The sequence below is a fragment of the Brevundimonas sp. R86498 genome (assembly GCF_044598075.1).
GTDB lineage: Bacteria > Pseudomonadota > Alphaproteobacteria > Caulobacterales > Caulobacteraceae > Brevundimonas.
Genome location: NZ_CP139004.1, coordinates 2,594,520 through 2,618,723, shown reverse-complemented (window position 1 = coordinate 2,618,723; position 24,204 = coordinate 2,594,520). Strand labels below are relative to the sequence as shown.

22 protein-coding genes and 2 pseudogenes are annotated in these 24,204 nt (G+C 66.2%); 20 read left to right on the top strand and 4 right to left on the bottom strand.

Annotation, left to right across the window (positions count from 1 at the left end; all coding sequences use genetic code 11):
- The first annotated feature begins 225 nt into the window (after nt 1–225).
- The 17 genes and pseudogenes from nuoF to SJY26_RS12835 all read left to right on the top strand — a co-directional run bounded on the left by nuoF (nt 226) and on the right by SJY26_RS12835 (nt 17,716).
- Nucleotides 226–1,539 carry an NADH-quinone oxidoreductase subunit NuoF gene (nuoF, locus tag SJY26_RS12915; protein ID WP_396593420.1) on the top strand — a complete coding sequence of 438 codons (1,314 nt, stop codon included), beginning with the start codon at nt 226–228 and terminating at the stop codon, nt 1,537–1,539.
- A gap of 15 nt (nt 1,540–1,554) precedes the next feature.
- Nucleotides 1,555–2,313: a GDSL-type esterase/lipase family protein gene (locus SJY26_RS12910; RefSeq protein WP_396593419.1), complete on the top strand. Its 759-nt coding sequence runs from the start codon at nt 1,555–1,557 to the stop codon at nt 2,311–2,313.
- On the top strand, nt 2,310–2,801 hold the full coding sequence (locus tag SJY26_RS12905) for a hypothetical protein (RefSeq protein WP_396593418.1): 492 nt from the start codon (nt 2,310–2,312) through the stop codon (nt 2,799–2,801). The genes SJY26_RS12910 and SJY26_RS12905 overlap by 4 nt, the downstream gene beginning before the upstream one ends.
- 127 nt (nt 2,802–2,928) lie before the next feature.
- Nucleotides 2,929–4,974, top strand: a complete 2,046-nt coding sequence (gene nuoG, locus SJY26_RS12900) for an NADH-quinone oxidoreductase subunit NuoG (RefSeq protein WP_396593417.1) — start codon at nt 2,929–2,931, stop codon at nt 4,972–4,974.
- Nucleotides 4,975–4,977: 3 nt separating this feature from the next.
- Nucleotides 4,978–6,049 (top strand): annotated as a pseudogene (gene nuoH / locus SJY26_RS12895) (NADH-quinone oxidoreductase subunit NuoH).
- A 5-nt stretch (nt 6,050–6,054) separates the two neighbouring features.
- Nucleotides 6,055–6,264 (top strand): hypothetical protein, encoded by a 210-nt coding sequence (locus SJY26_RS12890; RefSeq protein WP_396593416.1) that lies wholly within the window; start codon nt 6,055–6,057, stop codon nt 6,262–6,264.
- Nucleotides 6,264–6,755, top strand: a complete 492-nt coding sequence (nuoI, locus tag SJY26_RS12885; RefSeq protein ID WP_396593415.1) for an NADH-quinone oxidoreductase subunit NuoI — start codon at nt 6,264–6,266, stop codon at nt 6,753–6,755. The genes SJY26_RS12890 and nuoI overlap by 1 nt, the downstream gene beginning before the upstream one ends.
- A gap of 147 nt (nt 6,756–6,902) precedes the next feature.
- Entirely contained in the window at nt 6,903–7,529 is a 627-nt protein-coding gene (locus SJY26_RS12880; protein WP_396593414.1) for an NADH-quinone oxidoreductase subunit J, read from the top strand.
- Nucleotides 7,529–7,837 carry an NADH-quinone oxidoreductase subunit NuoK gene (nuoK, locus tag SJY26_RS12875; protein WP_396593413.1) on the top strand — a complete coding sequence of 103 codons (309 nt, stop codon included), beginning with the start codon at nt 7,529–7,531 and terminating at the stop codon, nt 7,835–7,837. The genes SJY26_RS12880 and nuoK overlap by 1 nt, the downstream gene beginning before the upstream one ends.
- 5 nt (nt 7,838–7,842) lie before the next feature.
- Nucleotides 7,843–9,930, top strand: a complete 2,088-nt coding sequence (gene nuoL, locus SJY26_RS12870) for an NADH-quinone oxidoreductase subunit L (RefSeq protein WP_396593412.1) — start codon at nt 7,843–7,845, stop codon at nt 9,928–9,930.
- A gap of 1 nt (nt 9,931) precedes the next feature.
- Entirely contained in the window at nt 9,932–11,419 is a 1,488-nt protein-coding gene (locus SJY26_RS12865; RefSeq protein WP_396593411.1) for an NADH-quinone oxidoreductase subunit M, read from the top strand.
- Nucleotides 11,420–11,425: 6 nt separating this feature from the next.
- Nucleotides 11,426–12,871 (top strand): NADH-quinone oxidoreductase subunit NuoN, encoded by a 1,446-nt coding sequence (gene nuoN, locus SJY26_RS12860; protein ID WP_396593410.1) that lies wholly within the window; start codon nt 11,426–11,428, stop codon nt 12,869–12,871.
- Between the two features lie 4 nt (nt 12,872–12,875).
- Nucleotides 12,876–13,622: a biotin--[acetyl-CoA-carboxylase] ligase gene (locus SJY26_RS12855; protein WP_396593409.1), complete on the top strand. Its 747-nt coding sequence runs from the start codon at nt 12,876–12,878 to the stop codon at nt 13,620–13,622.
- Nucleotides 13,619–14,401 carry a type III pantothenate kinase gene (locus tag SJY26_RS12850; protein WP_396595763.1) on the top strand — a complete coding sequence of 261 codons (783 nt, stop codon included), beginning with the start codon at nt 13,619–13,621 and terminating at the stop codon, nt 14,399–14,401. Before SJY26_RS12855 ends, SJY26_RS12850 begins: the two co-directional genes overlap by 4 nt.
- A pseudogene (locus tag SJY26_RS12845) lies at nt 14,398–16,074 on the top strand (ribonuclease J); the annotation flags it as partial. The gene SJY26_RS12850 and the pseudogene SJY26_RS12845, both read left to right, overlap by 4 nt.
- 956 nt (nt 16,075–17,030) lie before the next feature.
- Nucleotides 17,031–17,453, top strand: a complete 423-nt coding sequence (mce, locus tag SJY26_RS12840) for a methylmalonyl-CoA epimerase (RefSeq protein WP_396593408.1) — start codon at nt 17,031–17,033, stop codon at nt 17,451–17,453.
- Nucleotides 17,453–17,716 (top strand): DUF1467 family protein, encoded by a 264-nt coding sequence (locus SJY26_RS12835; RefSeq protein ID WP_396593407.1) that lies wholly within the window; start codon nt 17,453–17,455, stop codon nt 17,714–17,716. Before mce ends, SJY26_RS12835 begins: the two co-directional genes overlap by 1 nt.
- Nucleotides 17,717–17,846: 130 nt before the next feature.
- Here the strand turns inward: SJY26_RS12835 and SJY26_RS12830 are convergent, their stop codons facing one another.
- Complete coding sequence (locus tag SJY26_RS12830; RefSeq protein WP_396593406.1) at nt 17,847–17,975, bottom strand: gamma-glutamyltransferase; 129 nt, start codon at nt 17,973–17,975, stop codon at nt 17,847–17,849.
- A gap of 151 nt (nt 17,976–18,126) precedes the next feature.
- On the bottom strand, nt 18,127–18,906 hold the full coding sequence (locus SJY26_RS12825; protein WP_396593405.1) for a universal stress protein: 780 nt from the start codon (nt 18,904–18,906) through the stop codon (nt 18,127–18,129).
- Nucleotides 18,907–19,017: 111 nt separating this feature from the next.
- Here SJY26_RS12825 and SJY26_RS12820 point away from each other — a divergent pair, with 111 nt between their 5' ends.
- Nucleotides 19,018–19,398 carry a c-type cytochrome gene (locus tag SJY26_RS12820; RefSeq protein WP_396593404.1) on the top strand — a complete coding sequence of 127 codons (381 nt, stop codon included), beginning with the start codon at nt 19,018–19,020 and terminating at the stop codon, nt 19,396–19,398.
- Between the two features lie 6 nt (nt 19,399–19,404).
- Here the strand turns inward: SJY26_RS12820 and SJY26_RS12815 are convergent, their stop codons facing one another.
- Nucleotides 19,405–20,160: a pseudouridine synthase gene (locus tag SJY26_RS12815; RefSeq protein WP_396593403.1), complete on the bottom strand. Its 756-nt coding sequence runs from the start codon at nt 20,158–20,160 to the stop codon at nt 19,405–19,407.
- 23 nt (nt 20,161–20,183) lie between these two features.
- Complete coding sequence (locus SJY26_RS12810; RefSeq protein ID WP_396593402.1) at nt 20,184–20,894, bottom strand: DUF938 domain-containing protein; 711 nt, start codon at nt 20,892–20,894, stop codon at nt 20,184–20,186.
- A 141-nt stretch (nt 20,895–21,035) separates the two neighbouring features.
- On the opposite strand from SJY26_RS12810, the gene SJY26_RS12805 reads away from it, so the two are divergent.
- Both SJY26_RS12805 and SJY26_RS12800 read left to right on the top strand, forming a co-directional pair.
- Nucleotides 21,036–22,898, top strand: a complete 1,863-nt coding sequence (locus tag SJY26_RS12805) for a phosphoenolpyruvate carboxykinase (GTP) (RefSeq protein ID WP_396593401.1) — start codon at nt 21,036–21,038, stop codon at nt 22,896–22,898.
- A 428-nt stretch (nt 22,899–23,326) separates the two neighbouring features.
- Nucleotides 23,327–24,136, top strand: a complete 810-nt coding sequence (locus tag SJY26_RS12800) for a hypothetical protein (protein WP_396593400.1) — start codon at nt 23,327–23,329, stop codon at nt 24,134–24,136.
- Nucleotides 24,137–24,204: the final 68 nt, after the last annotated feature.

Genomic DNA, 24,204 nt, shown 5'->3' with positions numbered 1-24,204 from the left:
GCGGCCCAGCCGCCCCAGCCCACGCCGGCGACGCCGTCGCCTCCGCCATCTCCTTCGCCTTCTCCCGCCGGTTCCCCGAATGCGCCTGACCAGAATGCTTCCAGCTCAAGCGGACAACGCCCGCCGCCGCCGTCCGAGCGCCCGACCGGCGATCGCAAGAGCGAGCTCTCCCGGCCGCGTGGCAGTGGCTCCGGTCGGAACGGCCGGGGCGGGGGAGGTCCGCTGATGGCCGGCATGCTGCAGGACAAGGATCGCATCTTCACCAACCTGTACGGCCTCCAGGACTGGGGTCTGGACGGGGCGAAGACGCGCGGCTGCTGGAACGCGACCCCCGACATGCTGGCCATGGGCCGCGACTGGATCATCAACAATGTGAAGGCCTCGGGCCTGCGCGGGCGGGGTGGGGCCGGGTTCTCGACCGGGCTGAAGTGGTCCTTCATGCCCAAGGAGGTAAAGGACCGGCCGCACTATCTGGTCGTGAACGCCGACGAGTCCGAGCCCGGCACCTGCAAGGACCGGGAGATCATGCGCCATGATCCCCACCTGCTGATCGAGGGTTGCCTGATCGCCTCCTTCGCGATGCAGGCCCACGCCTGCTACATCTATCTGCGCGGCGAATATGTGCTGGAACGCGAGCGCATGGAGGCGGCGGTCAAGCAGGCCTATGAGGCCAAACTGATCGGCAAGAACAACGTCCACGGCTGGGACTTTGACGTCTACATCCACCACGGTGCCGGGGCCTACATCTGCGGGGAGGAAACCGCCCTGCTGGAGAGCCTGGAAGGCAAGAAGGGCCAGCCGCGGCTGAAGCCGCCGTTCCCGGCCGGTGCCGGCCTGTACGGCTGCCCGACCACGGTGAACAACGTCGAGTCGATCGCGGTGGTGGGCACCATCCTGCGGCGCGGGGCGGACTGGTTCGCAGGCTTCGGCCGGCCGAACAACACCGGCACCAAGCTGATGAGCATTTCGGGCCATGTGAACCGCCCGTGCAATGTCGAGGAATCGATGTCGATCCCCCTGCGCAGGTTGATCGAGGATCATTGCGGCGGCGTGCGCGGCGGCTGGGACAATCTGAAGGCCATCATCCCGGGCGGGGTTTCGGTCCCCCTGATCACGCGCGAAATGTCCGAAATGGCGCTGATGGACTTCGACAGTCTGCGCGAGATGAAGTCGGGTCTCGGCACCGCTGCCGTGATCGTGATGGATCAGTCGACCGATCTGGTGAAGGCGATCGCCCGCATCAGCTATTTCTACAAGCATGAGAGCTGCGGCCAGTGCACGCCGTGCCGCGAGGGCACGGGCTGGATGTGGCGCGTGCTGGAGCGGATGGCGGTGGGCGAGGCTGATCCGAGCGAGATCGACCTGCTGCTGGATGTGGCCGGTCAGGTCGAGGGCCACACCATCTGTGCCCTGGGCGATGCGGCGGCGTGGCCTGTGCAGGGCCTGATCCGTCACTTCCGTCACGAGATCGAGGACCGGATCGCCCAGTACCGCAGCCGCCGCGCGAACTTCGCCGGCCACGCGATCGCGGCGGAGTAGGGGATCGTGAACGCGATGTCCCGAGGCACAACCCGGATCGCGGCGATCGCCCTTCTGGCGGGATCGCTCGCGCTGACGGCCGTGGCCGGTTCGCCGGACACGGTTTCGCGCACGGCCGTTTCCGGCCAGCAGGCGGTGGCCGATCACAGCCCGCAGGACGTTGTCCCGATCCCGGCGGCCTATGTCGGCACCGAATGGCTCACCAACCACTATCGCGAGCGCACCAACGTGTTTTCCGGCTATGCGCCCCTGAACGGTGGCGTCGCCTTCGTCGGCGACAGCATCACCGAGGGCGGTGACTGGGCGGCGCTGTTTCCCGGCGTCGAGACGCGGAACTACGGCATCGGTGGTGACCGGGCCGAGGGTCTGCTGGTCCGCTACCGTCAGGTCGTCGATGCGAAGCCCGGTCGGATCATGCTGCTGATCGGCACCAACGATCTCGCCAACGGCCAAGCCCCCGAGGTCATTGCCGGCCGGGTGGATCAGCTGCTGTCCCTGTGGGCTGAAGCCCTGCCGGATACGCCCGTCGTCGTTCAGAGCGTCCTGCCCCGGCAGCCAGAATTCGACGCCCGCATTCGGGATCTCAACGCCCGTCTCAAAGCGGCGTCGGAGCGCAACGGGGCGGCGTTCCTCGACATTCATTCGGCATTCGTCGTTGGCAATGACCGGCTGGACCCGGCCGTGACAGAGGACGACCTGCACCTGACGGCTGCGGGCTATGCCCGGTGGGTGCCGCTGATCGACGCCTGCGTGCGCACGGGAGCCTGCGGATGATGCGGATTGTTCCCCTGATCGCCCTTTTGGCGCTCACAGCCGGATGTGGCCGCACCGAGGCCCCGGCGGAGGCACCTGTCACGGCCGCGGCCACGCCGCCGGTCTCTGATGCCGTGGCCACAACGCCGGCCGTCCTGACACCGGTGGATCTGCGCCGGGTTTGCCGCGCCGGTCTGGCCGCTATTCATGGTCAGGAGATTGCCGCCATCGAACTGACCGGCGAGGCCGGCGGGATCATCGATGCCCAGTGGCGCGCGCCGGTTGACGGCGGGATCATGCGGGCCCAGTGCCGAGCCGGCGACGGTCTGGTCGTCTGGAAGCCCCTGGACCTGCCCGATCCCGTATCCGTGCGCTGGATGAATGAAGCAGCCGATCCGGTCGTGCGCTATGCCCTGCGCGGCGACGAGATCACCATCACCCAGACGCTTCCGGATAGCACGACCGAGACTGCCGTGCTGACGGTCCCGGTTTCGGGGGCGGCCGGCTGATGGTCGTCGATGCCCGTGAAGTCCAGGCCTGCCGGATCGGTCGGCTTGATCGAATCGAAGAACGAATGGACCGGATCGGGAACTGCTCCCACCTGGTCGATCATCCCTACGGCGGAGTCCGAGAATAATGCCGATCGCCAAGGTCAACGGCGTTGAAACCGAGTTCGAGCCCGGGATGACGGTGCTGCAGGTCGCCGAGCGCGCCGGGCATGAGATCCCGCGTTTCTGCTACCACGAGCGGCTGTCCATTGCGGGCAACTGCCGCATGTGTCTGGTTGAGGTGAAGCCGGGGCCGCCCAAGCCCCAGGCCAGCTGCGCCCTGCCGGCCGCCGAGGGTCAGGAAATCTTTACCGACACGCCGATGGTGAAGAAGGCGCGCGAAGGGGTGATGGAGTTCCTGCTCATCAACCACCCGCTGGACTGTCCGATCTGCGACCAGGGCGGCGAGTGCGACCTGCAGGACCAGGCCATGGGCTATGGCCGCGACGGTTCGCGCTATGCCGAGAACAAGCGCGCGGTCGAAGACAAATACATGGGTCCGACCATCAAGACCTTCATGACGCGGTGCATCCAGTGCACCCGCTGCGTGCGGTTCGTGTCGGAAGTGGCGGGTGTCCCGGACATCGGCATGATCTCGCGCGGCGAGGATGCCGAAATCACCACCTATCTGGAAAGCGCGGTCGGCTCCGAGCTGTCGGGCAACGTCAATGACCTTTGCCCGGTTGGGGCCCTGACCCACCGTCCTTGGCAGTTCCACTACCGTCCGTGGGAGTTGAAGAAGACCGAGACGGTCGACGTTATGGACGCGCTCGGCTCCAACATCTCGGCCCAGTCCAAGGGGGCCGAGATCATGCGGATCCTGCCCCGCGTGCACGAGGGGATCAATGAGGAGTGGCTGTCGGACAAGAGCCGCTATGTCGTCGACGGCCTTCAGGCCCGGCGGCTCGACCGGCCCTATGTCCGTGAGAATGGCAAACTGCGCGTGGCCTCATGGGACGAAGCCCTGAGCGCTATCGCCACGCATCTGAAAGCGGCACCTGCCAAGCGGGTCGGTGTGATCGCTGGCGACCTCCAGGATGCGGAATCGATGAAGGCGGCGCTGGACCTGTTCCAGGCGCTGGGTTCGGCCAATATCGACTGCCGTCAGGACGGATCGGCCCTGGGCTATGGTCCCCGCGAGGGCTGGGTGTTCAACACCGGTCTGCAGGGCATTGAGGACGCGGATTCCATCCTTCTCGTGGGCGTCAATCCGCGCACCGAGGCCCCGCTGCTGAACCAGCGGATCCGCAAGAGCTGGCTGGCGGGCAAGACCCGGATCGCACTGATCGGAGACGCCGCCGACCTGACCTATGACTATGACGTCGTCGGTCGCGGGACCCGTACCATCGCCAAACTGCCCAAGGCCGCGATGGACGCCCTGACCGGTGCCGAACGTCCCGCCATCATTATCGGTACCGGAGCCCTGACCGGGTCGGACGGACCTGCCGTGCTGGCGGCGCTGGGCAAGCTGGCGGCGAAAGCCGGCGTGGTGAAGCCCGGCTGGAACGGTTTCAACATCCTGCACCACGCCGCCGCACGCGTCGGCGGTCTGGACATGGGTTTTGTGCCGGCGACCGGGGGTCTGAGTGCCCACGAGATGGTCCAGCCGGGCGCGCTGGACGTGCTGTTCCTGCTCGGGGCGGACGAAATCGAGACCGGGCCGTCAAAAGCCTTCAAGGTCTATCTGGGCAGCCATGGCGATCGCGGAGCCCACACCGCCGATGTCATCCTGCCGGGCGCGGCCTGGACCGAGAAATCGGGCCTCTATGTGAACACCGAGGGCCGGGTGCAGATGGCCGAACGGGCCGTCTTCCCGAAGGGCGAGGCCAAGGAGGACTGGGCCATCCTGCGCGCCCTGTCCGAGAGGGTGGGGCACACCCTGCCGTATGACACCCTCGACCAGCTTCGCGGCCGGTTGATGGCCGACCATCCGACCTTTGGCCGGATCGACTATCGGGCACCGGCCGAATCGTTCGATGTGGCCGCGCTCGGCCGCAAGGGCGAGCTCGGCGACGTCGCGTTTGTCCCCGCCGTCACCGACCCGTATCTGAACAACCCGATCGCGCGCGCCAGTGCGACCATGGCCGAGCTGAGCGCCCTGCGCATGGCCCCGGTCCTGCTGGCGGCGGAGTAGCCGATGACCGAGAGTTTCTGGACCACACCCGGCGGCTGGACCCTGGCGACCACGGGTGCCGTCCTGCTGATCACCGTCGGCGTGCTTGTCGCCGTGGCCTTCCTCCTGCTGGCCGATCGCAAGATCTGGGCGAGCGTCCAGATGCGCAAGGGGCCCAATGTCGTCGGCCCGTTCGGCCTTCTGCAGTCCTTCGCCGACATGATCAAATTCGTGTTGAAGGAGATCATCGTCCCGGCCGGTGCCGACAAGACGGTCTTCCTGATCGCGCCGGTGATCACCGTCATCACGGCCTTCATCGTCTGGGCGGTGATCCCGTTTGCGCCGGGCTGGGTGGTATCCGACCTCAATGTCGGGATCCTGTACGTCTTCGCGATCAGTTCGCTGGGCGTGTACGGAATCATCATGGGCGGCTGGGCGTCCAACTCGAAATATCCGTTCCTCGGCTCCCTGCGCTCCGCGGCCCAGATGGTGTCCTACGAGGTCTCCATCGGGCTGATCATCATCAATGTCATCCTGCTCGCCGGCAGCATGAACCTGTCGACCATCGTCGCCTCGCAGGCGGGCTGGTTCTGGAACTGGTACGGGTTCGGCGGTGGAGCCGACACATGGCCGCTGGTGGTGGCGCTGTTCCCGATGTCGATCATGTTCTTCGTTTCGGCCCTCGCCGAAACCAACCGCCCGCCCTTTGACCTCCCCGAAGCGGAGTCCGAGCTCGTGGCGGGGTATCAGGTCGAGTACTCGTCGAACGCCCTATCTGCTGTTCATGATGGGCGAGTACGTGAACATCATCTTCATGTGCGCGATGATGAGCATCCTGTTCTTCGGGGGCTGGAACCCGGGGTTCCCGATCGACTTCGCCGCCGACTGGCCACCCTTCCTGGTCAACCTGCTGTTGTTCCTCGTCTTCTTCGCCAAGATCGTCTTCTGGTTCTTCATGATCTCCCTGGTGAAGGCCTTCGTGCCGCGCTACCGGTACGACCAGCTCATGCGCCTGGGCTGGAAGATCTTCCTTCCCACGTCGCTGGTCGCCGTGGTCGTGGTGTCCGCCTGGCGCGTCTTTGTGGTGGGGGGATGATCCGGATGATCACCCTCGCCCTGTCGGCCACGGCCCTGTCCGGCTGCGCCTTCCCCGGACCGTATGAAGCCGAGCCCAACTCGCCGGCCCAGTGGCAGCGCCGCCAGGAAACGATCGAGCGCGGCGAGGCAGAGCGGGTGCGGCTCTGCGCCATGATGAACAAGGACACCGATCGCTACCGTCGCGATTGCCGTCGTCCGGGAGACCCAGAATAATGCTGACCCGTATCGCCCAGGCCGCCAAGGGCGCGATGATGCTGGACCTGGTGGGGGCCATCGGCCTGTCGCTGAAGCAGATGGCCCGTCCCAAGATGACGGTGAACTATCCCTTCGAGCGCAACCCGCAGTCGCCCCGGTTCCGGGGCGAGCACGCCCTGCGCCGCTATGCCAACGGCGAGGAACGCTGCATCGCCTGCAAGCTGTGCGAGGCCATCTGTCCGGCCCAGGCCATCACCATCGAATCGGAGCCCCGCAGCGACGGCAGCCGCCGCACGACCCGTTATGACATCGACATGGTCAAGTGCATCTACTGCGGCCTGTGCCAGGAGGCCTGCCCCGTGGACGCCATCGTCGAGGGCCCGAATTACGAGTTCGCGACCGAGACCCGCGAGGAACTCTACTACGACAAGCAGCGGCTGCTGGATAACGGCGACCGCTGGGAACGACTGATCGCCAAGAATCTGGAGCTGGACGCACCCTATCGGTGATGGGAGCGCGGACCTTCAGGTCCGCCTTCCCCTGCTTTTGCGGACCAGGAGGTCCGCGATCCATTTGCTCGCTTCATTTTGGAGCGAACGCTGTCTAAGAGGTGCGGCGATTGCGCCGCACCATTTCGGAAAGGGCGAAAGCCTCCCATGCTGCAAGGCATAGCCTTCTATCTGCTGTCGGCAGTGGCCGTGGCGTCCGGCCTGCTGGTCGTGACCGCCCGCAATCCTGTGCACAGCGTGCTCTGGCTGATTCTGGCCTTCTTCTCCTCCGCGGGCCTGTTCGTCCTGCTCGGGGCCGAGTTCCTGGCGATGCTGCTGGTGGTCGTCTACGTCGGCGCGGTCGCGGTGCTGTTCCTGTTCGTCGTGATGATGCTGGACGTCGACTTCGTGCGCCTGCGTGAGGGCTACGCCACCTATCTGCCGCTCGCGGCGATCGTGGCGGGCATCCTGCTGGCCGAGATGATCATGATCTCGATCGTGGTCGTTCAGGGCGGCGCGGCGGCGGATGCGATCGCCCCTGTGGTCGCCACGGCCGAAATCTCGAACGTCGAGGCGATCGGGCGGGTCCTCTACACCGACTATGTCTACATCTTCCAGGCGGCGGGCATCGTGCTGCTGATCGCCATGATCGGGGCCATCATCCTGACCCTGCGCAAACGGCCGTCCGTCCGCCGTCAGGATCCGGGTGCCCAGACCAACCGCGACCGCAAGACCTCGGTCGAGATCAAGGGTGTCGCGACCGGCGTCGGCGTCACCGGCAAGGAACTGCGCTGATGGACGTCACCCTGCAGCACTATCTGGCGGTGGGCGCGATGCTGTTCACCATCGGGGTCTTCGGCATCTTCGTGAACCGCAAGAACGTCATCATCATCCTGATGTCGATCGAGCTGATCCTGCTGGCCGTGAACATCAACTTCGTCGCCTTCTCGGCCTATCTGAACGATGTGTCCGGGCAGATCATGGCCATGTTCGTCCTGACCGTGGCCGCGGCCGAGGCGGCCGTGGGCCTCGCCATCCTCGTGACCTTCTTCCGCAACCGCGGCGACATCGCGGTTGACGATGCGAACGTGATGAAGGGCTGATCGGCGTGTCTCTCGAACTGCTCGTTACACTCGGCGTCTTCGCCCCGCTGCTCGGCGCGGCCATCGCCGGCTTCTTCGGCCGCCGGATCGGCAACATTCCTTCGCAGGCCATCACCACCGGTCTGCTGTTCGTCTCCTGCGTGATCGCCTGGATCGTGTTCGGCCAGTGGACCTGGGGCCATCTCGAGCCTTTCACCGTCACGGTCGCGCCATTCATCAATGTCGGCGATTTCCAGTCCAGCTGGTCGATCCGCATCGACGCCCTGTCGGCGGTCATGCTGGTGGTCGTCACCAGCGTGTCCTCGCTCGTGCACCTGTATTCCTGGGGATACATGGCCGAGGACAACTCGAAGCCGCGCTTCTTCGCCTATCTGTCGCTGTTCACCTTCGCCATGCTGGCGCTGGTCACCGCCGCCGACTTCATGCAGCTGTTCTTCGGCTGGGAAGGCGTGGGGCTGGCCTCCTATCTGCTGATCGGCTTCTGGTACAAGAAGTCGACCGCCAGCGCCGCCGCCATCAAGGCCTTCGTGGTCAACCGGGTCGGCGACTTCGGCTTTGCGCTGGGCATCATCACCGTCTTCTGGATGTTCGGCACCATCCAGTTCGCCGAGCTGTTCCCGCTGATCGCGGCGCAGGAGGGGCAGGGATGGCAGTTCCTGGGCTACACGTGGTCGGCGCTGGATCTGGCGGGCGTGCTGCTGTTCATCGGGGCCATGGGCAAGTCTGCCCAGTTCTTCCTGCACACCTGGCTGCCGGACGCCATGGAAGGCCCTACGCCGGTGTCGGCCCTGATCCACGCCGCGACCATGGTCACGGCCGGCGTCTATATGGTCTGCCTGCTGTCGCCCATTTACGAGTATGCCCCGACCGCCTCGCTGATCATCGCCATCACGGGGGCAGTCACGGCCCTGTTCGCAGCAACGGTCGGTCTGATGCAGAACGACATCAAGCGGGTCATCGCCTATTCGACCTGTTCGCAGCTGGGCTACATGTTCTTTGCGGCAGGCGTCGGCGTCTACGAATCCGCCATGTTCCACCTGTTCACCCACGCCTTCTTCAAGGCCCTGCTGTTCCTCGGGGCCGGCTCGGTGATCCACGGCATGCATCACGAGCAGGACATGCGGAAGATGGGCGGGCTGTGGAAGCTGCTGCCCGTCACCTATGCGGTGATGATGATCGGCACGATCGCGATTACGGGCCTGGGCATCCCCGAGATCGGCGGCTTCGCCGGCTTCTACTCCAAGGATTCGATCATCGAGAGCGCCTATGCGGCGGCCACGACCGGCCACTCCGCGGCGGGGTATTTCGCCTTCATCGTCGGCATCTTCGCGGCGGCCCTGACCAGCTACTATTCGTGGCGGCTGATCTTCATGACCTTCCACAACAAGCCGGCGTGGAAGGAAGACGAGCACGCCCATGCGCATGACGATCACGCGGCCCATCCGGCGCAGCTGGAGACGCACGCCGAGCCGCTGGATGATGACCACGCCCCCGACGATCACGGCCATGGCCACCACGGGCCGCTGAAGCCGCATGAGAGCCCCTGGGTCATGCTGGTGCCGCTGATCCTGCTGTCGATCGGCGCGGTGGCGGCCGGCTTCGTGTTCGCCCCGAGCTTTATCGGCCATCACGAGACCGAGTTCTGGCGCGGGGCCATCTTCAACAGCCCCGACAACCACGTCCTGCACCACAGCCACGAGGTCCCCTTGTGGGTGAAGTGGTCGCCGCTGGTCGTGACCCTGCTGGGGGCCTTCATCGCCTTCTACTACTACGTCCTGCGCGAGGGGCTGGCGAAGCGGATGGCCGACAAACAGGGGCCGTTGTGGAGCTTCCTCTACAATAAATGGTATTTCGACGAGCTGTATGACGTCGTCTTCGTCAAGGGAGCCCGGGCTCTGGGTGACCTGTTCTGGAAAGTCGGCGACGTGAAGATCATCGACGGTCTGGGCCCCAACGGGGCCGCGTGGGCCTCGCTGAAGTCCGCGGCGCGCCTGGCCAAGATCCAGTCCGGCTATCTCTATCACTATGCGTTCGTGATGCTGCTCGGCGTGGCCGGTCTGCTCGCCTTCGCCATCTACGCCTGGGGCGCATAAGATGGGTGCGATCCCCTATATCCTGAGCGTCGTCACCTTCCTGCCGCTGGTGGGGGCAGGGCTGATCCTGCTGGGTCGCCTGCTGTCCCCGTCCGGACAGGACGGCATCGCCCGCTGGGGCGCGCTGATCACCACCCTGCTGACTTTGGCCGTGGCGACCATCCTCGTGCTGGACTTCGACAGCACCAACCCGGCCTATCAGTTCGTCGAGAATTTCGTCTGGTTCGCCGGGGCCGGCTATCATCTGGGTGTGGACGGGGTGTCGATCCTGTTCGTCCTGCTGACCGCCTTTCTGATGCCGATCTGCATCCTGGCCAGCTGGAAGACGATCGAGACGCGCGTCTCCGACTATATGATCGCCTTCCTCGTGCTGGAGACGCTGGTCATCGGCGTCTTCACCTCGCTGGACCTGTTCCTGTTCTACATCTTCTTCGAAGGCACCCTGGTGCCGATGTTCATCATCATCGGGGTGTGGGGCGGGGCCAACCGGATCTACGCGGCCTACAAGTTCTTTCTCTACACCCTGCTGGGATCCGTCCTGATGCTGCTGGCCATGCTGTGGATGGCCAATGAGGCGGGCACCACCAGCATCCCGGCGCTGAAGGAGTACGCCTTCGGTCCGCAGGCCCAGTCGATCCTGTGGCTGGCCTTCTTCGCCTCCTTCGCGGTCAAGATGCCGATGTGGCCGGTGCACACCTGGCTGCCCGACGCCCACGTCCAGGCCCCGACGGCGGGCTCGGTCATCCTCGCCGGCATCCTGCTCAAGCTGGGCGGCTACGGCTTCATCCTGTTCAATGTGCCGATGTTCCCGGACGCCTCGGTCCTGTACCGGCCGCTGGTCTTCACCCTGTCGGTTATCGCCATCGTTTACACCTCGCTGGTCGCCTTCCGTCAGACCGACATCAAGAAGCTGATCGCTTACTCCTCGGTCGCCCACATGGGTTTCGTGACTATGGGCATCTTCGCGGGCAACGCCCAGGGGATGCAGGGAGCCATCTTCCAGATGTTGAGCCACGGCCTGATCTCGGGCGCGCTCTTCCTGTGCGTCGGCGTGGTCTATGACCGGATGCACACCCGCGAGATCGCCTTCTACGGCGGCCTGACCAACCGGATGCCGTGGTACGCGGCGATCTTCCTGATGTTCACCATGGCCAATGTCGGCCTGCCGGGGACCTCGGGCTTCATCGGCGAGATGCTGACCATGACCGGGGTCTATCAGGCCTCCACCTGGGCGGCGTTCGTGGCCGCGACCGGCGTCATCCTGTCGGCCGTCTATGCCCTGACGCTGTATCGCAACGTCATGTTCGGCGAGATCACCAATCCGGCGCTGGCCACAATCAAGGACATTGACCTGCGGGAACTGGTGATCTTCGTTCCGCTGATCGTCGGCACGATCTGGCTGGGCGTCCAGCCGGGCCTCGTGCTGGATTACACCGCCCCTTCCGTCGACGCCGTCATCGGCGCCTGGCGCCTCGCGACCGGCGGGTGAGAGACCATGCCTGACCTGTCCTACGCCCTGAACCTCGCCGCTTCCGAGCTGACGCTCGCGATCGGTGCCCTCGTGCTCCTGCTGCTCGGTGCCTTCATCGGCGAGAAGTCAGCCCGGCTGATTTCCATCCTCGCCGTGGCCCTCCTGATCGGGGCCGCCGCGGTTGCCGCGACCGGCCCGCTCGGCACCGCCTTCAACGGGGCCTATGTTGCCGATCCCCTGGCCCTCTATGCCAAGGTCGCCATCTATCTGGCCTCGGCCGTGGCGGTCATCCTCGGTGGCGGCTGGATGCAGCGGAACGGCATCGCCCGGTTCGAATACCCGGTCCTGATCGTGCTGGCCGCCGCCGGCATGGGGATGATGGTGTCCTCGGGCGACCTGATCTCCCTGTATGTCGGGGTGGAGCTGCATTCCCTGGCCCTCTACGTCCTCGCCGCCTACCACCGCGACGACCTGAAAGCCTCGGAGGCCGGGCTGAAGTATTTCGTGCTGGGGGCCCTGTCGTCGGGGCTGCTGCTGTATGGCTCCAGCCTGATCTACGGCTTCTCGGGATCGATGCGGTTCGAGGACATCGCCGCCTATGCGACGGCCAATCCGGGCCCTGGCCTGATCTTCGGTCTGGTGTTCCTGATCTGTGGTCTGGCGTTCAAGGTCTCGGCCGCGCCCTTCCATATGTGGACGCCCGACGTCTATGAGGGCGCGCCGACGCCCGTCGTGGCCTTCTTCACCACGGCGCCGAAGATGGCGGCCATGGTCCTTTTCGGCCGGGCCCTGTCCGAGGGCTTCCTGCAGGCCCATGACCAGTGGGCCCAGGTGCTGATCCTGATTGCGCTGGCCAGTTTCGTGGTCGGGGCCTGGGGTGGTCTGGTGCAGAAGGATATCCAGCGCCTGCTGGCCTATTCCTCCATCGCCAACATCGGCTACGCCCTGCTGGGCATCGCCGCGGGCACGGAACAGGGGCTGCAGGCGATGGTCCTGTTCATGACCCTGTACATGATCGACACCCTCGGCTTCTTCGCCATCCTGCTGTCGCTGAGCCGCAACGGCCGACCCATCCGCAGCATCGCCGATCTGGCCGGCCTCAAACAGGACCGGCCGCTGACGGCCACGGCCATCACCGTCCTGTCGCTGTCGGTGCTGGGGATGCCGCCGTTCTCGGGCTTCTGGGGCAAATACTATGTCTTCGGTGCCGCCGCCTCGGCCGGCTACTGGATGGTGGCGGCGGCGGGTCTGGTGGCCTCGGTCGTGGCCGCCTTCTACTATCTGCGGATCATCAAACTGATGTGGTTCGACCCGGCCCCCGAGGGGGTGGCGAAAACCGACAAGGCTCCGGTCGAGAGCCAGTGGATCGGCTGGGCTTGCGCGGCCTTCGCCTTCCCGTTGGTGATCGTCGGCCTGACCTGGCTGGAACCCCTGACCCGCATCGCCGCCTCCGGGTTCGGACCGGGCTAGGGCGGTGTTGCCCGCCCTCCACATTCTCGACGCGATCGATTCCACCAATGCCGAGGCCCGTCGCCGGGCCGAGGCCGGAGACTCGACGTCACAGTGGATCGTGGCCCGCCAGCAATCCGCCGGTCGCGGCCGTCGCGGGCGGGCCTGGGACAGTGGGAACGGCAATCTGTTTTCCACCCTGTTGCTGCTGACGTCGAAGTCCCCGGCCGAGGCGGCTCAGGTGACGTTCGTTGCGGCCCTCGCCGTGGCTGATCTTCTGGACGCTTTTGCTGTGCCCGGTTCAGTGAGCATCAAGTGGCCCAATGATGTCCTGATCGATGGGAAGAAGGCGGCCGGGATCCTGATCGAATCCGGAACCCATCCTTCGGGCGGGCTTTGGCTTGCCGTGGGCATCGGGGTCAATCTGGCCCATGCCCCGGAAGAGACTGAGCGGCCGGCGACCAGTCTGGCGGTGCATCTGCGACCCGACATCGCCTATCCGCCCCCGGTCGAGGCCGCGGCTGAGGTTCTGGCCGAGGCCTTTGCCGTCTGGCAGGACCGCTGGGATCGTTTCGGCTTCCAGCCCATCCTCGACGCCTGGACGGCTCGGACCCATGGTCTGGAGGGCCCCTGTGTGGCGCGCCTCGGCCATGAGACCGTCACGGGGATTGCCGACGGGGTCGCTCCGGACGGGGCCCTGCGCCTGCGGACCGCTGATGGCACCCTGCGCCTGATCTCGGCGGGCGATGTCTTCTTCGGAGAGGCTGCCTGATGCTTCTGGCCATCGAACAGGGCAACACCAACACGCTCTTCGCCGTGCACGACGGCGACAGCTGGATCGCCCAGTGGCGCACCGCGACCGAGGCCAGCCGCACGGCGGACGAATACGCGGTCTGGCTTAGCCAACTGCTGACCATGCGGCGGATCGAACTGTCGTCGCTGGACGGCTGCATCATCTCCAGCGTCGTGCCTCAGTCGATCTTCAATCTGCGTAACCTGTCGAGGCGCTATCTGAACGTCGAGCCGCTGGTGATCGGGGACAATGTCGAGATCGGCATCCCCGTGCGGATTACCAAGCCGAGCGAGGCGGGCGCCGACCGGCTGGTCAACGCCATCGGGGCCCATCTGATCTATCCGGGGGACCTGATCGTCATCGACAGCGGCACCGCCACCACTTTTGACATCGTCGCCGCCGATGGCGCGTTCGAGGGCGGGGCCATCGCCCCGGGGATCAATCTCAGCCTTCAGGCGCTGCACGAGGCGGCGGCCATGCTGCCCCGCATCGCCATCCAGCGGCCGGACAAGGTTATCGGCAAGGACACTGTGTCCAATATGCAGTCCGGTGTCTTCTGGGGCTATGTCAGCCTGATTGAGGGCATGGTCCAGCGCATCAAGGCCGAGTGGGGAAAACCCATGACCGTCGTCGGAACCGGCGGCGTGGCCTCCCTGTTCGAAGGCGCTACCGAAAGCATCGACCGGTTCGATCCGGACCTGACCATCCGCGGCCTGCTCGAAATCTGGCGCCGCAATACCCATCTGACGGACACATGACAAAAATCAAATCGAACGACGAACTCGTCTTCCTGCCGCTGGGCGGCTCGGGCGAGGTCGGAATGAACCTCAACTGCTATGGCTACGGGCCCGAAGACGATCGTCAGTGGATCATCGTCGACGTCGGCGTGACCTTCGGCGACCAGTCGACGCCCGGAGTGGACATCATCGTGCCGGATCCGTCCTTCCTCGAGGGCGAGAACATCCGCGGCATCCTGCTGACCCACGCGCACGAGGACCATATCGGCGCGCTCGGCTGGCTGTGGAGCCGGATCAAGGCCCCGCTGTACGCCACGCCCTTCACCGCCTTCCTGATCCGCGAGAAGCTGCGCGACGCCGGCATCCTGAAGGACGTGAAGATCATCGAGGTGCCGCTGGGCGGCCATGTCGATCTGGGGCCGTTCCAGGTCGACTTCATCACCATGACCCATTCGATCGCGGAGCCGAACGGCCTGAAGATCGCCACCCCTCTGGGCAGCGTGTTCCACACCGGCGACTGGAAGCTGGATCCGAACCCGGTCATTGGCAAGCCGACGGACGTCGCCGCGATCCAGAAGATGGGCGACGAGGGCCTGCTGGCCATGGTCTGCGACTCCACCAACGTCTTCGTCGAAGGGGAGGCGGGATCGGAGCTCGAGGCCCAGGAAGGCCTGATCGCGCTGATCGGCAGCCTGAAGAAGGGCAAGATCGCGGTCGGCTGTTTCGCCTCCAACGTCGCCCGCATGGTCAGCGTCATCAAGGCGGCGGACAAGGCCGGACGGCGCGTCGCCCTCGCGGGTCGCTCGATGCACCGGATCACGGCGGCCGCCAAACACGTCGGCCTGTTCAACGAGAGCCGGGCCATCCTGTCCGAGGACGAGGCCCGTCACTGGCCCGCCGACGAGATCCTGTATCTGTGCACCGGCAGCCAGGGCGAGGATCGCGCGGCCCTGTCGCGCATCGCCGACGGATCGCACCCCTTCATCAAGCTGGGCGCGGGCGATCACTGCCTGTTCTCGTCGCGGGTCATTCCGGGTAATGAGCTGGCGATCGCCGACCTTCAGGACCGTCTCGCGGACCGGGGCGTGCGCCTCTACACCGAGAAGGATCATCCGGGCATCCACGTCTCCGGCCACCCGTGCCGCGACGAGATGCGGCAGATGTACGCCTGGGCCCGGCCGCGCGTCTCCATCCCCACGCACGGGATGCGCCGCCATCTGATGGAGCATGCGGCGCTGGCGCGCGATCTGGGCGTGCAAGAGACCGTCACGCCCCGAAACGGCGATCTGGTCCGTCTGGCCCCGGGCAAGGCGGCCATCATCGACGAGGTGCCGAACGGCCGCCTCTATGTCGACGGCGGCATGGTGGTGACCGAGAAGGGCGAGGCCCTGCGCGAGCGCCGCCACGCCTCGACCAACGGCGTGCTGGTGGTCAGCTTCGCCATGGACAAGCGCGGCAAGATCGTCAGCGACATCGATGTGCGTGGTATCGGCCTGCCAGGCGACGAGGTCACGCCTCTGGGTGATGCCCTCGACGATCTGGCCGAACGGGTCGAACAGGCCGTCAACAGCCTGAAGGGCGAGGCCAAGGACGACGACATGGTGGTCGAGGCCGCCGTCGGGCGAGTGCTGAAGAAGGCCTCCCAGCAGATCTGGGATCGCCGCCCGATCGTCGAGACCGTCATCCTGAGACTTCTGACGGCGATGCCGGGCCCCCGCTTCGACCGGTTTCGGGACAGGGGACGCCGGTTGCGGGAGCGCGTCCGCCATGCCCGCTACCCGCTGGCGGGCTGGCGCAAATGGGCGCTGATCGGAGGGCAGGGGCTGGCGGGGTTCGTCGCCCTGTTCGCTGCGGTCAATCTGGTGCTCAGCCTGTCGACCTTTCGCGGCGAGGATCCGGCGGCGCGAACGGCGCACGAACTGGGCGTGCTGTGGTTCAGCACGCCCGGCGAGACCTCGGACGAGGCCTTCCGGGTCATCCATGGCGGGGAGCTTGGACCCGATCCGTCGCCGGCGGACCTGCGCGCGCATTTCGAGGAGGCGCTCGAGGGTGGGACCTTCCTTCTGGATCAGGTCATGGTCGACCGGATGCAGGCGGTGAACGGCCGGATCGACAGCCGCGTCATGCCGCCGGGCATCTATATCGGGGCCCATGCCCTGGGGCCGGACGAGGCACCCCTGGTGCATCTGACCAAATGGCTGGGGCATTTTCTGCTGTTTCCGCGCCACGCCTATATTCTCGTCGTGCCGGAGGAGGGGGAGGCTCTGGTGTTCTCGGCCAGCCAGAACGGCAAGTTCCCGGGCGACACCGAATCTTTCAACCGCCTGTCGGCGCGCCTCACCCCCTTCGACGAGGACGCCTACGACTTCCCGAGTTCAGGCGAGGCGCTGCACGAGATGACCCTCGTCAGTCGCGATCCTGACATGGTGGCGGGGGCACCGGACGCCCTCGACGCGGCGCGACGACGGCTGGAGGCGCTAAACCAGCCCTATGGGCTGCTGGCCCCGAATTCCAACACCGTGGTCGGTTGCATCCTTGAGGACTCCGGCCTCATGTCCGCCGAGGTGCGACGATCCACCCTGCTCGCGCTCCGGGCACCCGGTCTGGGAGCGGCTTGCCCCGGAGGCGGTCCAGGGGCCATAGCCGTCCAATGATCGGAAGACTGAACCACATCGGCGTCGCCACGCCCTCCATTGAGGCCAGCGTCGCCCTGTACCGAGACTTGCTCGGGGCCACATCGGCGGGAGTGCCGTTCGATCTGCCCGCCCAGGGCGTACGTGTCTGTTTCATCGACCTGCCTAACAGCCAGATCGAGCTGATCGAGCCGCTCGGCGACGACAGTCCGATCCGCGGTTTCCTCGCGAAGAACCCCAAGGGCGGCCAGCATCACGTCTGTTTCGAGGTCGAGGATATCCTCGCGGCCCGCGACGCTCTGCGGGCGAAGGGTGCGACCCTGCTGGGGACTGGCGAGCCCCGGATCGGGGCCCATGGCACGGCGATCCTGTTCCTGCACCCGAAGGACATGGGCGGGGTGCTGGTCGAACTGATGGAAACGCCCAAGGAGACGCACTGATGCCCATCGGGCCCGTGACCATGTTCGCCATCTACATCGTGTGCTGGTGGGTGGTGCTGTTCGCCGTCCTGCCGCTGGGCACCTCGGCCGAGACCCACGAGCCGCCGACCGACGGCAGCCAGTGGGGCGCGCCGAAGACGCCGAACCTGAAGAAGAAGTTCTTCACCACCACCTGGGTCGCCCTGATCCTGTGGGCCGGGGTGATGGGGCTGGTCTTCATCGGCTGGATGCCCCTCCCGGACCTGGCCCCGCCGGTTCCCTAGGGTCTGAACTCATTTGGCCCAGTAGCAAAGGGTGGCGGGCCGGGTGGGATCAGGGACCTCTATCGGGAGCCCACGGGCCCTGACTGCGTCGAGGGAGGGCTCGGGACAGGCACCCTGTTGCACCAGACCGTCACCCCGTTCGGGCATGCCAGATCGAGGGCTCGAACAGTCGGGGCCATGGCAGGCGGCCGAAGCGCGCATGGGCCGCCTCCATGCCGGCCATGAAGCCCGGCACCAGGGTGTTGCGGCCCTGTGGCATGGCCGGTGCCGACCTCCCCTGCGGGTGGCCGGGCTCCCGCGCCAACTCAAGATGGACATAGCCCTGTGAGGTCGTGTGGGCATCCCCCGGAAACAAGAGGGCTAGTGCGCCAGACAGAGGCAGATCGGGCTGTCGTTGATGAGATCGCGGGTCACTCCGCCCAGGCCCATTCGCGCAGCCGGGCGTGGCCATAGCCCCCCGCCACGATCAAGCCGGCCTTGCGGGTCAGGGCCTCGTCGAGGATCTGGCGTCCGGTCGAGGCGTCGCCCGGGGGGACGACAACGGCCTCGGCGGCAACGCAGTGCCGCTCCAGCCAAGTGACGACCTCGTCCAGACCTGCGCCTGTGGATGGCATCTCAACCCTTGGGTCGACCGCATACAGGACGACGTGGCTGGCCAGGCGTAGCAGCGGCAGGGACAGGGTCAGGGCAATGCGGGCCTCGCGCCGGTCGTTCCAGGCCACCAGGGCCGGCTCGCCCACCGGATTGCGCAGCCGGTTCGGGGGCACAACCAGCACCGGCCGGCCACAGGCCATCAGCACGTCCGCCACATCGGGTCCGGTCGCCGGGGCCCTCGCCTTGCGGGTCCCGAGCATGACCAGATCGGCCCCCCGTGCCGCCGCGCTGCAGACCATGGCCGGATCGCCGATCTGTCCCTGCCAGTCCGCGGCGATGGCACGGGCCTCGACGATGGCGCGGAAGCGCACCCGCGCCTGTTCGACCTCGGCCCCGGCTGCCTCGCGGTACCAGGCCATCAGCTCGCCCAGCATGGCACCTCCGGCCAGCGGGTCATACAGCGGCGGGGCCATATAGCCGGCGCACAGACCGGTCAGATGGGCCCCCAGCGCCAGCGAAAGGTCGCAGGCCAGTTCGAGGCGGGCGTCGCTGTCGGGGCTGTCCTCGACGGCAACCAGAAGGCTGGCACAGGTCATTGGCGCTCTCCTTGACCGTGCTGTACGCTTGCCTGCATGGGCCGGCCTTGATCTCGATCAAGGCGTGCGAACGCCGATCCGGCATCGTGCGGCGGTTCCGGAGAAAGCATCATGGCCATCCTGCGTATCCTCCCCGCCCTGGTTCTGGCCGGCGTCCTCGCGGCCGGATGCGCGTCTCCGCCCGAGCCGGCCCCGGCGCCCGATCCGATGTCGGGCCTCGCCCTGGCCAATGCTGACGCCGCCGCGCGGGGCCAGCGGATCACCTCGGGCGTCTGCGCCAGCTGCCACGCAACGGGGCTGACCGGCGACAGTCCGATGGCCGCCGCCACCCCCTTCCGGGTCATCGTCCAGCGCTATCCGCTGGATCAGCTGGAAGAGGCCTTCGGCGAGGGTCTGGTCACCGGCCACCCCGCCATGCCCGAGTTCGTCTTCCGCGCCAGCGAGATCGACGACCTCATGGCCTATCTGCAGACCCTGAAGGACTCGGCCTGATCCGGCTCAGGCCAGCAGGGCGACCCGCTCCTCCGCCGTCAGCATTCGCCACGCCCCCTCGGGCAGGTTGTCCAGCTTGATCGGCCCGATACGGACGCGGATCAGGTCGACGACCTCCAGATCGACCATCTCGCACATCCGGCGGATCTGGCGATTGCGGCCTTCGCGCAGGATGAACTTGAGGCGGAAGCTCTCCATCCGGCTGACATAGGCGGGACGCAGCTGGCGGCCGTCGAGCATCAGGCCGTGGCGCAGGATCTTCAGCTTCTTCTCGGTCACGTCGCCGACGATGCGGACGAGGTATTCCTTGTCGAGATCGGACTGGGGCCCGATCACCGCCTTGGCCACCACCCCGTCCGACGAGAACATCAGCAGCCCCCGCGAATCCTCGTCCAGGCGTCCGATCGGGGGCAGGGAGGCGTCGGCGGCCGGGACCGCGCCCTCACCAATCCGGCTGGCCCCGGTCAGCAGACGCACGGCCGGGATCTTGCCCGGCTCCGGCTGCCCCGAGACATAGCCGACCGGCTTGTGCATCACGATGGTGATCCCGGCCGCCAGCGCGCTCTCGGCCCGGTCGGACAGGGTCAGGGTCTGGCCCGGCTCGATCTTGCGCCCGGCGTCGGTCACGACCTCGCCGTCGATGGCCACCAGACCGTCGGCGATCAGGGCATCGGCCTCGCGGCGCGAACAGACCCCGCTCTGCCCCAGCCATTTGTTGATCCGGCTGGGCTCGGGGCCGTCATAGAGGCGCGAAAAGGACAAGGAGAACTGGCTTTCGATGGAGGTCAGGCGCGGCGGAACAGCAGCATCAGATTGTTGGCGGGCATCTCCACCCGCCGGGTCAGGTGCAGCCGGTGGGTCCGGGCCAGGTCCACGACCGCCTCCCGCTCCCTCAGGCCCCAGTCCGGATCCCGCGCCTTCAGGCTGGCGTCAAAATCCGCGTTCGACGGGGCCAGCGGCACCTCCGCCTCGCGGAACGGCCCGTACAGCACCAGCAGCCCGCCCGGATCCCGCAGCACCCGCCCGGCCCCGGCCATCAACCCCTCCGTCGCCGCCCACGGGCTGATGTGGATCATGTTGATGCAGACCACGGCATCGAAGGTCGCCTCCGGCCAGGTCGCGGCGTCGGCCGCATCCAGCGCCAGCGCCGGCTCCAGATTGTCCAGCCCCGCCGCTCCCGCCCAGGCGGCGATACTGTCGCGCGCCTCCACCGACGGATCGCTGGGCTTCCAGCGGGTGGCGGGCAGGGCGCGGGCGAAGGCCACCGCATGCTCCCCCGACCCCGAGGCCACCTCCAGCACCCGCGCCCGCGCGCCCAGATGCACCCGCAGCACATCCAGGATCGCGGCGGTATTCCGCGCCACCGCCGGCGACATACGGGCCCCGGGCAGGGGGGCGGACTGGATCGGATCGAGGCTGTTCACCGGCCCGGAATACAGCCGCCGCCCGCCCAAAGCGACCGGATTCGGCCCGTCCGCACCGCCAACCCGGCCCATTCGAGGCGAAATCTTGCCGCGTTTGACGCCGCCGCCGGCCCGGTGTCTCTGCGCCTGTAACAGACCGTGAGGTCCTGTTACAATTCAGGGAGGGTCACGGCGGCATCAGACCAGCCGGGCCGACGTTTCAGGAGCGTGCGCGTGGATTTCCTTTCGAGCCTTCCGGGCCTGCGCCCGGCCCCGACCCGTCATGCCGGCCTGATCGCCTGGGTGGAACAGATCGCCGCCCTGACCCGGCCCGCCCGCGTCCACTGGTGCGACGGGTCCGAGGCCGAAAAGGCCACGATCATCGCCGACCTCGTCCGGCGCGGCACCCTGACCCCGCTGGACCAGACCAGACGCCCCGGCTGCTACCATGCGGCGTCGGACCCCCGCGACGTCGCCCGGGTCGAGAGCCGCACCTTCATCTGTCCCGCCGACGAACAGGACGCCGGCCCGACCAACAACTGGGCCGATCCGGTCGAGATGCGCCAGCGCCTGAACGGCCTGTTCGACGGCTGTATGGCCGGCCGGACGATGTATGTCGTGCCCTTCTCCATGGGGCCGCTGGGCTCGCCCATCAGCGCGCTGGGCGTCGAGATCACCGACAGCGGCTATGTCGCCGTCTCCATGGGCATCATGACCCGCATGGGCCGGCCGGCGCTGGACGTTCTGGGCGAGGACGGGGTCTTCGTCCCCGCCGTCCACACCCTCGGCGCGCCGCTGGCCGAAGGGCAGGCGGACGTGGCCTGGCCCTGCAATGCGGACAAGTGGATCGTCCATTTCCCCGAGACCCGCGAAATCTGGTCCTATGGCTCGGGCTATGGCGGCAACGCCTTGCTGGGCAAGAAATGCTACGCCCTGCGCATCGCCTCGGTCATGGCCCGCGACGAGGGCTGGCTGGCCGAGCATATGCTGATCCTCAAGCTCACCGACCCGAACGGCCGCGCCAAATACATGGCCGCCGCCTTCCCCAGCGCCTGCGGCAAGACCAACCTGGCCATGCTCCAGCCCTCGATCCCGGGCTGGACCGCCGAGACCATCGGCGACGACATCGCCTGGATGCGCTTCGGCGACGACGGCCGGCTGTATGCCGTCAATCCGGAGGCCGGCTTCTTCGGCGTCGCCCCCGGCACCAGCCGCAACACCAACCAGAACGCCCTGGACACCCTCGCCACCAACACCATCTTCACCAACACCGCCCGAACCGCCGACGGCGACGTTTGGTGGGAGGGCCTGACCAAGGAGGCTCCCGAAGGCCTGATCAACTGGAAGGGCCAGCCGCACGATCCGGCGTCCGGAGAGCCCGCCGCCCATCCCAATGCCCGTTTCGCCGCGCCGGCGGCCCAGTGCCCGACCATCGCCCCCGAATGGGAAGACCCCCGGGGCGTCCCCATCGACGCCATCCTGTTCGGCGGCCGCCGCGCCTCAGCCGTCCCCCTGGTGACCGAGGCCTTCGACTGGGAGCACGGCGTCTTCATGGGCTCGACTGTGGCGTCCGAAGGCACGGCGGCGGCCGAGAACGCCATCGGCACCCTGCGCCGCGATCCCTTCGCCATGCTGCCCTTCTGCGGCTACAACATGGGCGACTATTTCGCCCACTGGCTGACCCTGGGTGAACAGGCGGACCCCGACAAACTGCCGGGCCTGTATTTCGTCAACTGGTTCCGCAAGGACCATGACGGCCGCTTCGTCTGGCCCGGCTTCGGCGACAATGCCCGCGTCCTGAAGTGGATCGCTGAACGTCTGGACGGCAAGGCCGCCGCCCGGGACACCTCCGTCGGTCGCGTCCCCGCCCGCGACGCGCTGGACCTCACCGGCGTCGATCTGACCGACGCCGCGCTCGATACCCTCCTGTCCGTCGACCCCGAGGTCTGGTCGGAAGAGGCCGCCCTGATCCCCGAATTCTACGCCCGGTTCGGCGACCGCCTCCCGCCCGCCCTCTGGCAACAGCACGACGCCCTGATCGACCGGCTGGAAGCGGCGCGCGCGGTGAAGCCTGAGGAAGTCCTCGCGGCGGAGTGAGAGAGGCCGCGCCTGACAGGGCGAATCTTTGCCGTCTCACGTCCCGTGAGGCGGGCGCGACAGACGGATGTCATGCTTCATGCTCTCTTGGCGGTCGGTCGGATCGACCTGCATTTAACGACGACCAGGCGCGAGCCTTCGGACCTGTGCGTTCCTTATCCCGGCCCTTTTACCCGCTGCCGCAGTTGTGGTGCGCCGACTTAATGTTCGTCGAGTGGATTGCCACCTTCGTCCTGCCGCTGGATGATGTGATTTGGAGTTGCCTAAATGCGGTGCAAAATGCCCGCACATATTGACCAAGGGCGCGAGCGATAAGGACCAGCAGCATAAGCACGGACGTTGAATCAGAGCTGTGGAAGCGGCTTACCCAAGCTAAAAGGCTCTATGGAGATGATGAGTCAGCGTTTCCGTTCGCTGCGGCGTTGGCAGTGATCCGATCCCTGACAAGCAAGGATTTTGGAGAAAAGAACGTCAATCCAGACTCCGCCACAGATCCATTCCTAGGAATCACACCTGACAGGTTGGAGACGCATTTCCACTGGCGATTTATGAGCCTTGCGAATGCATTGTTCAACCTTCGCCATTCAGAAGGATTCGCTATACTGCAGGCGCGCTTAGAGGAAAGTTCTCTGCGGTCAGTGTTTTTTGAGGCCCAGGCGGCTAGCGTGATGACGCAGGCTGGATTTCAGGTCTCGTTCCATGAAGAGACCGGCTCGCGCGGGCAGGATTTCGACTTTGTTGCTAAAAAGGGCGTGGATCAGTTCAACTGCGAGGTCACGGCTTTCTCCACGCCAGACTTTAAGCCTGAGACGGTGCGGAATACTCTAAATCGCAAAAGACAGCAGTTACCCATGGATGCCCCTGCACTCATATTTTGCACGTTGGCTGAAGGTTGGGTCGGTGAAAAAGTCGCCCCGGTCGAACAACTGGAGCAGCTGGCAGCGGACTTCTTGGCCAGAACCGGGCGGATCAACGCTGTGATATTTCTGTGGGATGCTTTTGCCGTCTTCCCTTCAAGGGGGTGGACATATGCTCTCATGCAGCGGTCTGTCTCGGCGGCCAATCCGCGTCATGCTGCCGATATTCGCTTTCTACCAAATGAAAGCGCAGATGCGGAGAAAGTCAGATCATTCGTGCTCGGTTTTGGCCCGCCCCCGCCCACAAACATGGACTATTTAAGTTTCGCTCGGTCGATCGAGATTGATGATGCAGAGGAAGACGAACGATCTGGTCAATGAGCCAAGCCGAAACTCCCTGCCGCCGCCTTCGAAGGAAGATTGGAATCAATGCGCTCTCGCTTTCACTG

Coding starts and splice junctions, on each gene's coding strand:
- SJY26_RS12890 (WP_396593416.1), top strand. CDS start 6,055: ATGATCACCCTCGCCCTGTCGGCCACGGCCCTGTCCGGCTGCGCCTTC.
- nuoI (WP_396593415.1), top strand. CDS start 6,264: ATGCTGACCCGTATCGCCCAGGCCGCCAAGGGCGCGATGATGCTGGAC.
- SJY26_RS12820 (WP_396593404.1), top strand. CDS start 19,018: ATGGCCATCCTGCGTATCCTCCCCGCCCTGGTTCTGGCCGGCGTCCTC.
- SJY26_RS12880 (WP_396593414.1), top strand. CDS start 6,903: ATGCTGCAAGGCATAGCCTTCTATCTGCTGTCGGCAGTGGCCGTGGCG.
- nuoK (WP_396593413.1), top strand. CDS start 7,529: ATGGACGTCACCCTGCAGCACTATCTGGCGGTGGGCGCGATGCTGTTC.
- SJY26_RS12825 (WP_396593405.1), bottom strand. CDS start 18,906: ATGACCTGTGCCAGCCTTCTGGTTGCCGTCGAGGACAGCCCCGACAGC.
- mce (WP_396593408.1), top strand. CDS start 17,031: ATGATCGGAAGACTGAACCACATCGGCGTCGCCACGCCCTCCATTGAG.
- SJY26_RS12905 (WP_396593418.1), top strand. CDS start 2,310: ATGATGCGGATTGTTCCCCTGATCGCCCTTTTGGCGCTCACAGCCGGA.
- SJY26_RS12810 (WP_396593402.1), bottom strand. CDS start 20,894: ATGGGCCGGGTTGGCGGTGCGGACGGGCCGAATCCGGTCGCTTTGGGC.
- nuoG (WP_396593417.1), top strand. CDS start 2,929: ATGCCGATCGCCAAGGTCAACGGCGTTGAAACCGAGTTCGAGCCCGGG.
- SJY26_RS12865 (WP_396593411.1), top strand. CDS start 9,932: ATGGGTGCGATCCCCTATATCCTGAGCGTCGTCACCTTCCTGCCGCTG.
- SJY26_RS12910 (WP_396593419.1), top strand. CDS start 1,555: ATGTCCCGAGGCACAACCCGGATCGCGGCGATCGCCCTTCTGGCGGGA.
- SJY26_RS12835 (WP_396593407.1), top strand. CDS start 17,453: ATGCCCATCGGGCCCGTGACCATGTTCGCCATCTACATCGTGTGCTGG.
- SJY26_RS12830 (WP_396593406.1), bottom strand. CDS start 17,975: ATGCCACAGGGCCGCAACACCCTGGTGCCGGGCTTCATGGCCGGCATG.
- nuoF (WP_396593420.1), top strand. CDS start 226: ATGGCCGGCATGCTGCAGGACAAGGATCGCATCTTCACCAACCTGTAC.
- nuoN (WP_396593410.1), top strand. CDS start 11,426: ATGCCTGACCTGTCCTACGCCCTGAACCTCGCCGCTTCCGAGCTGACG.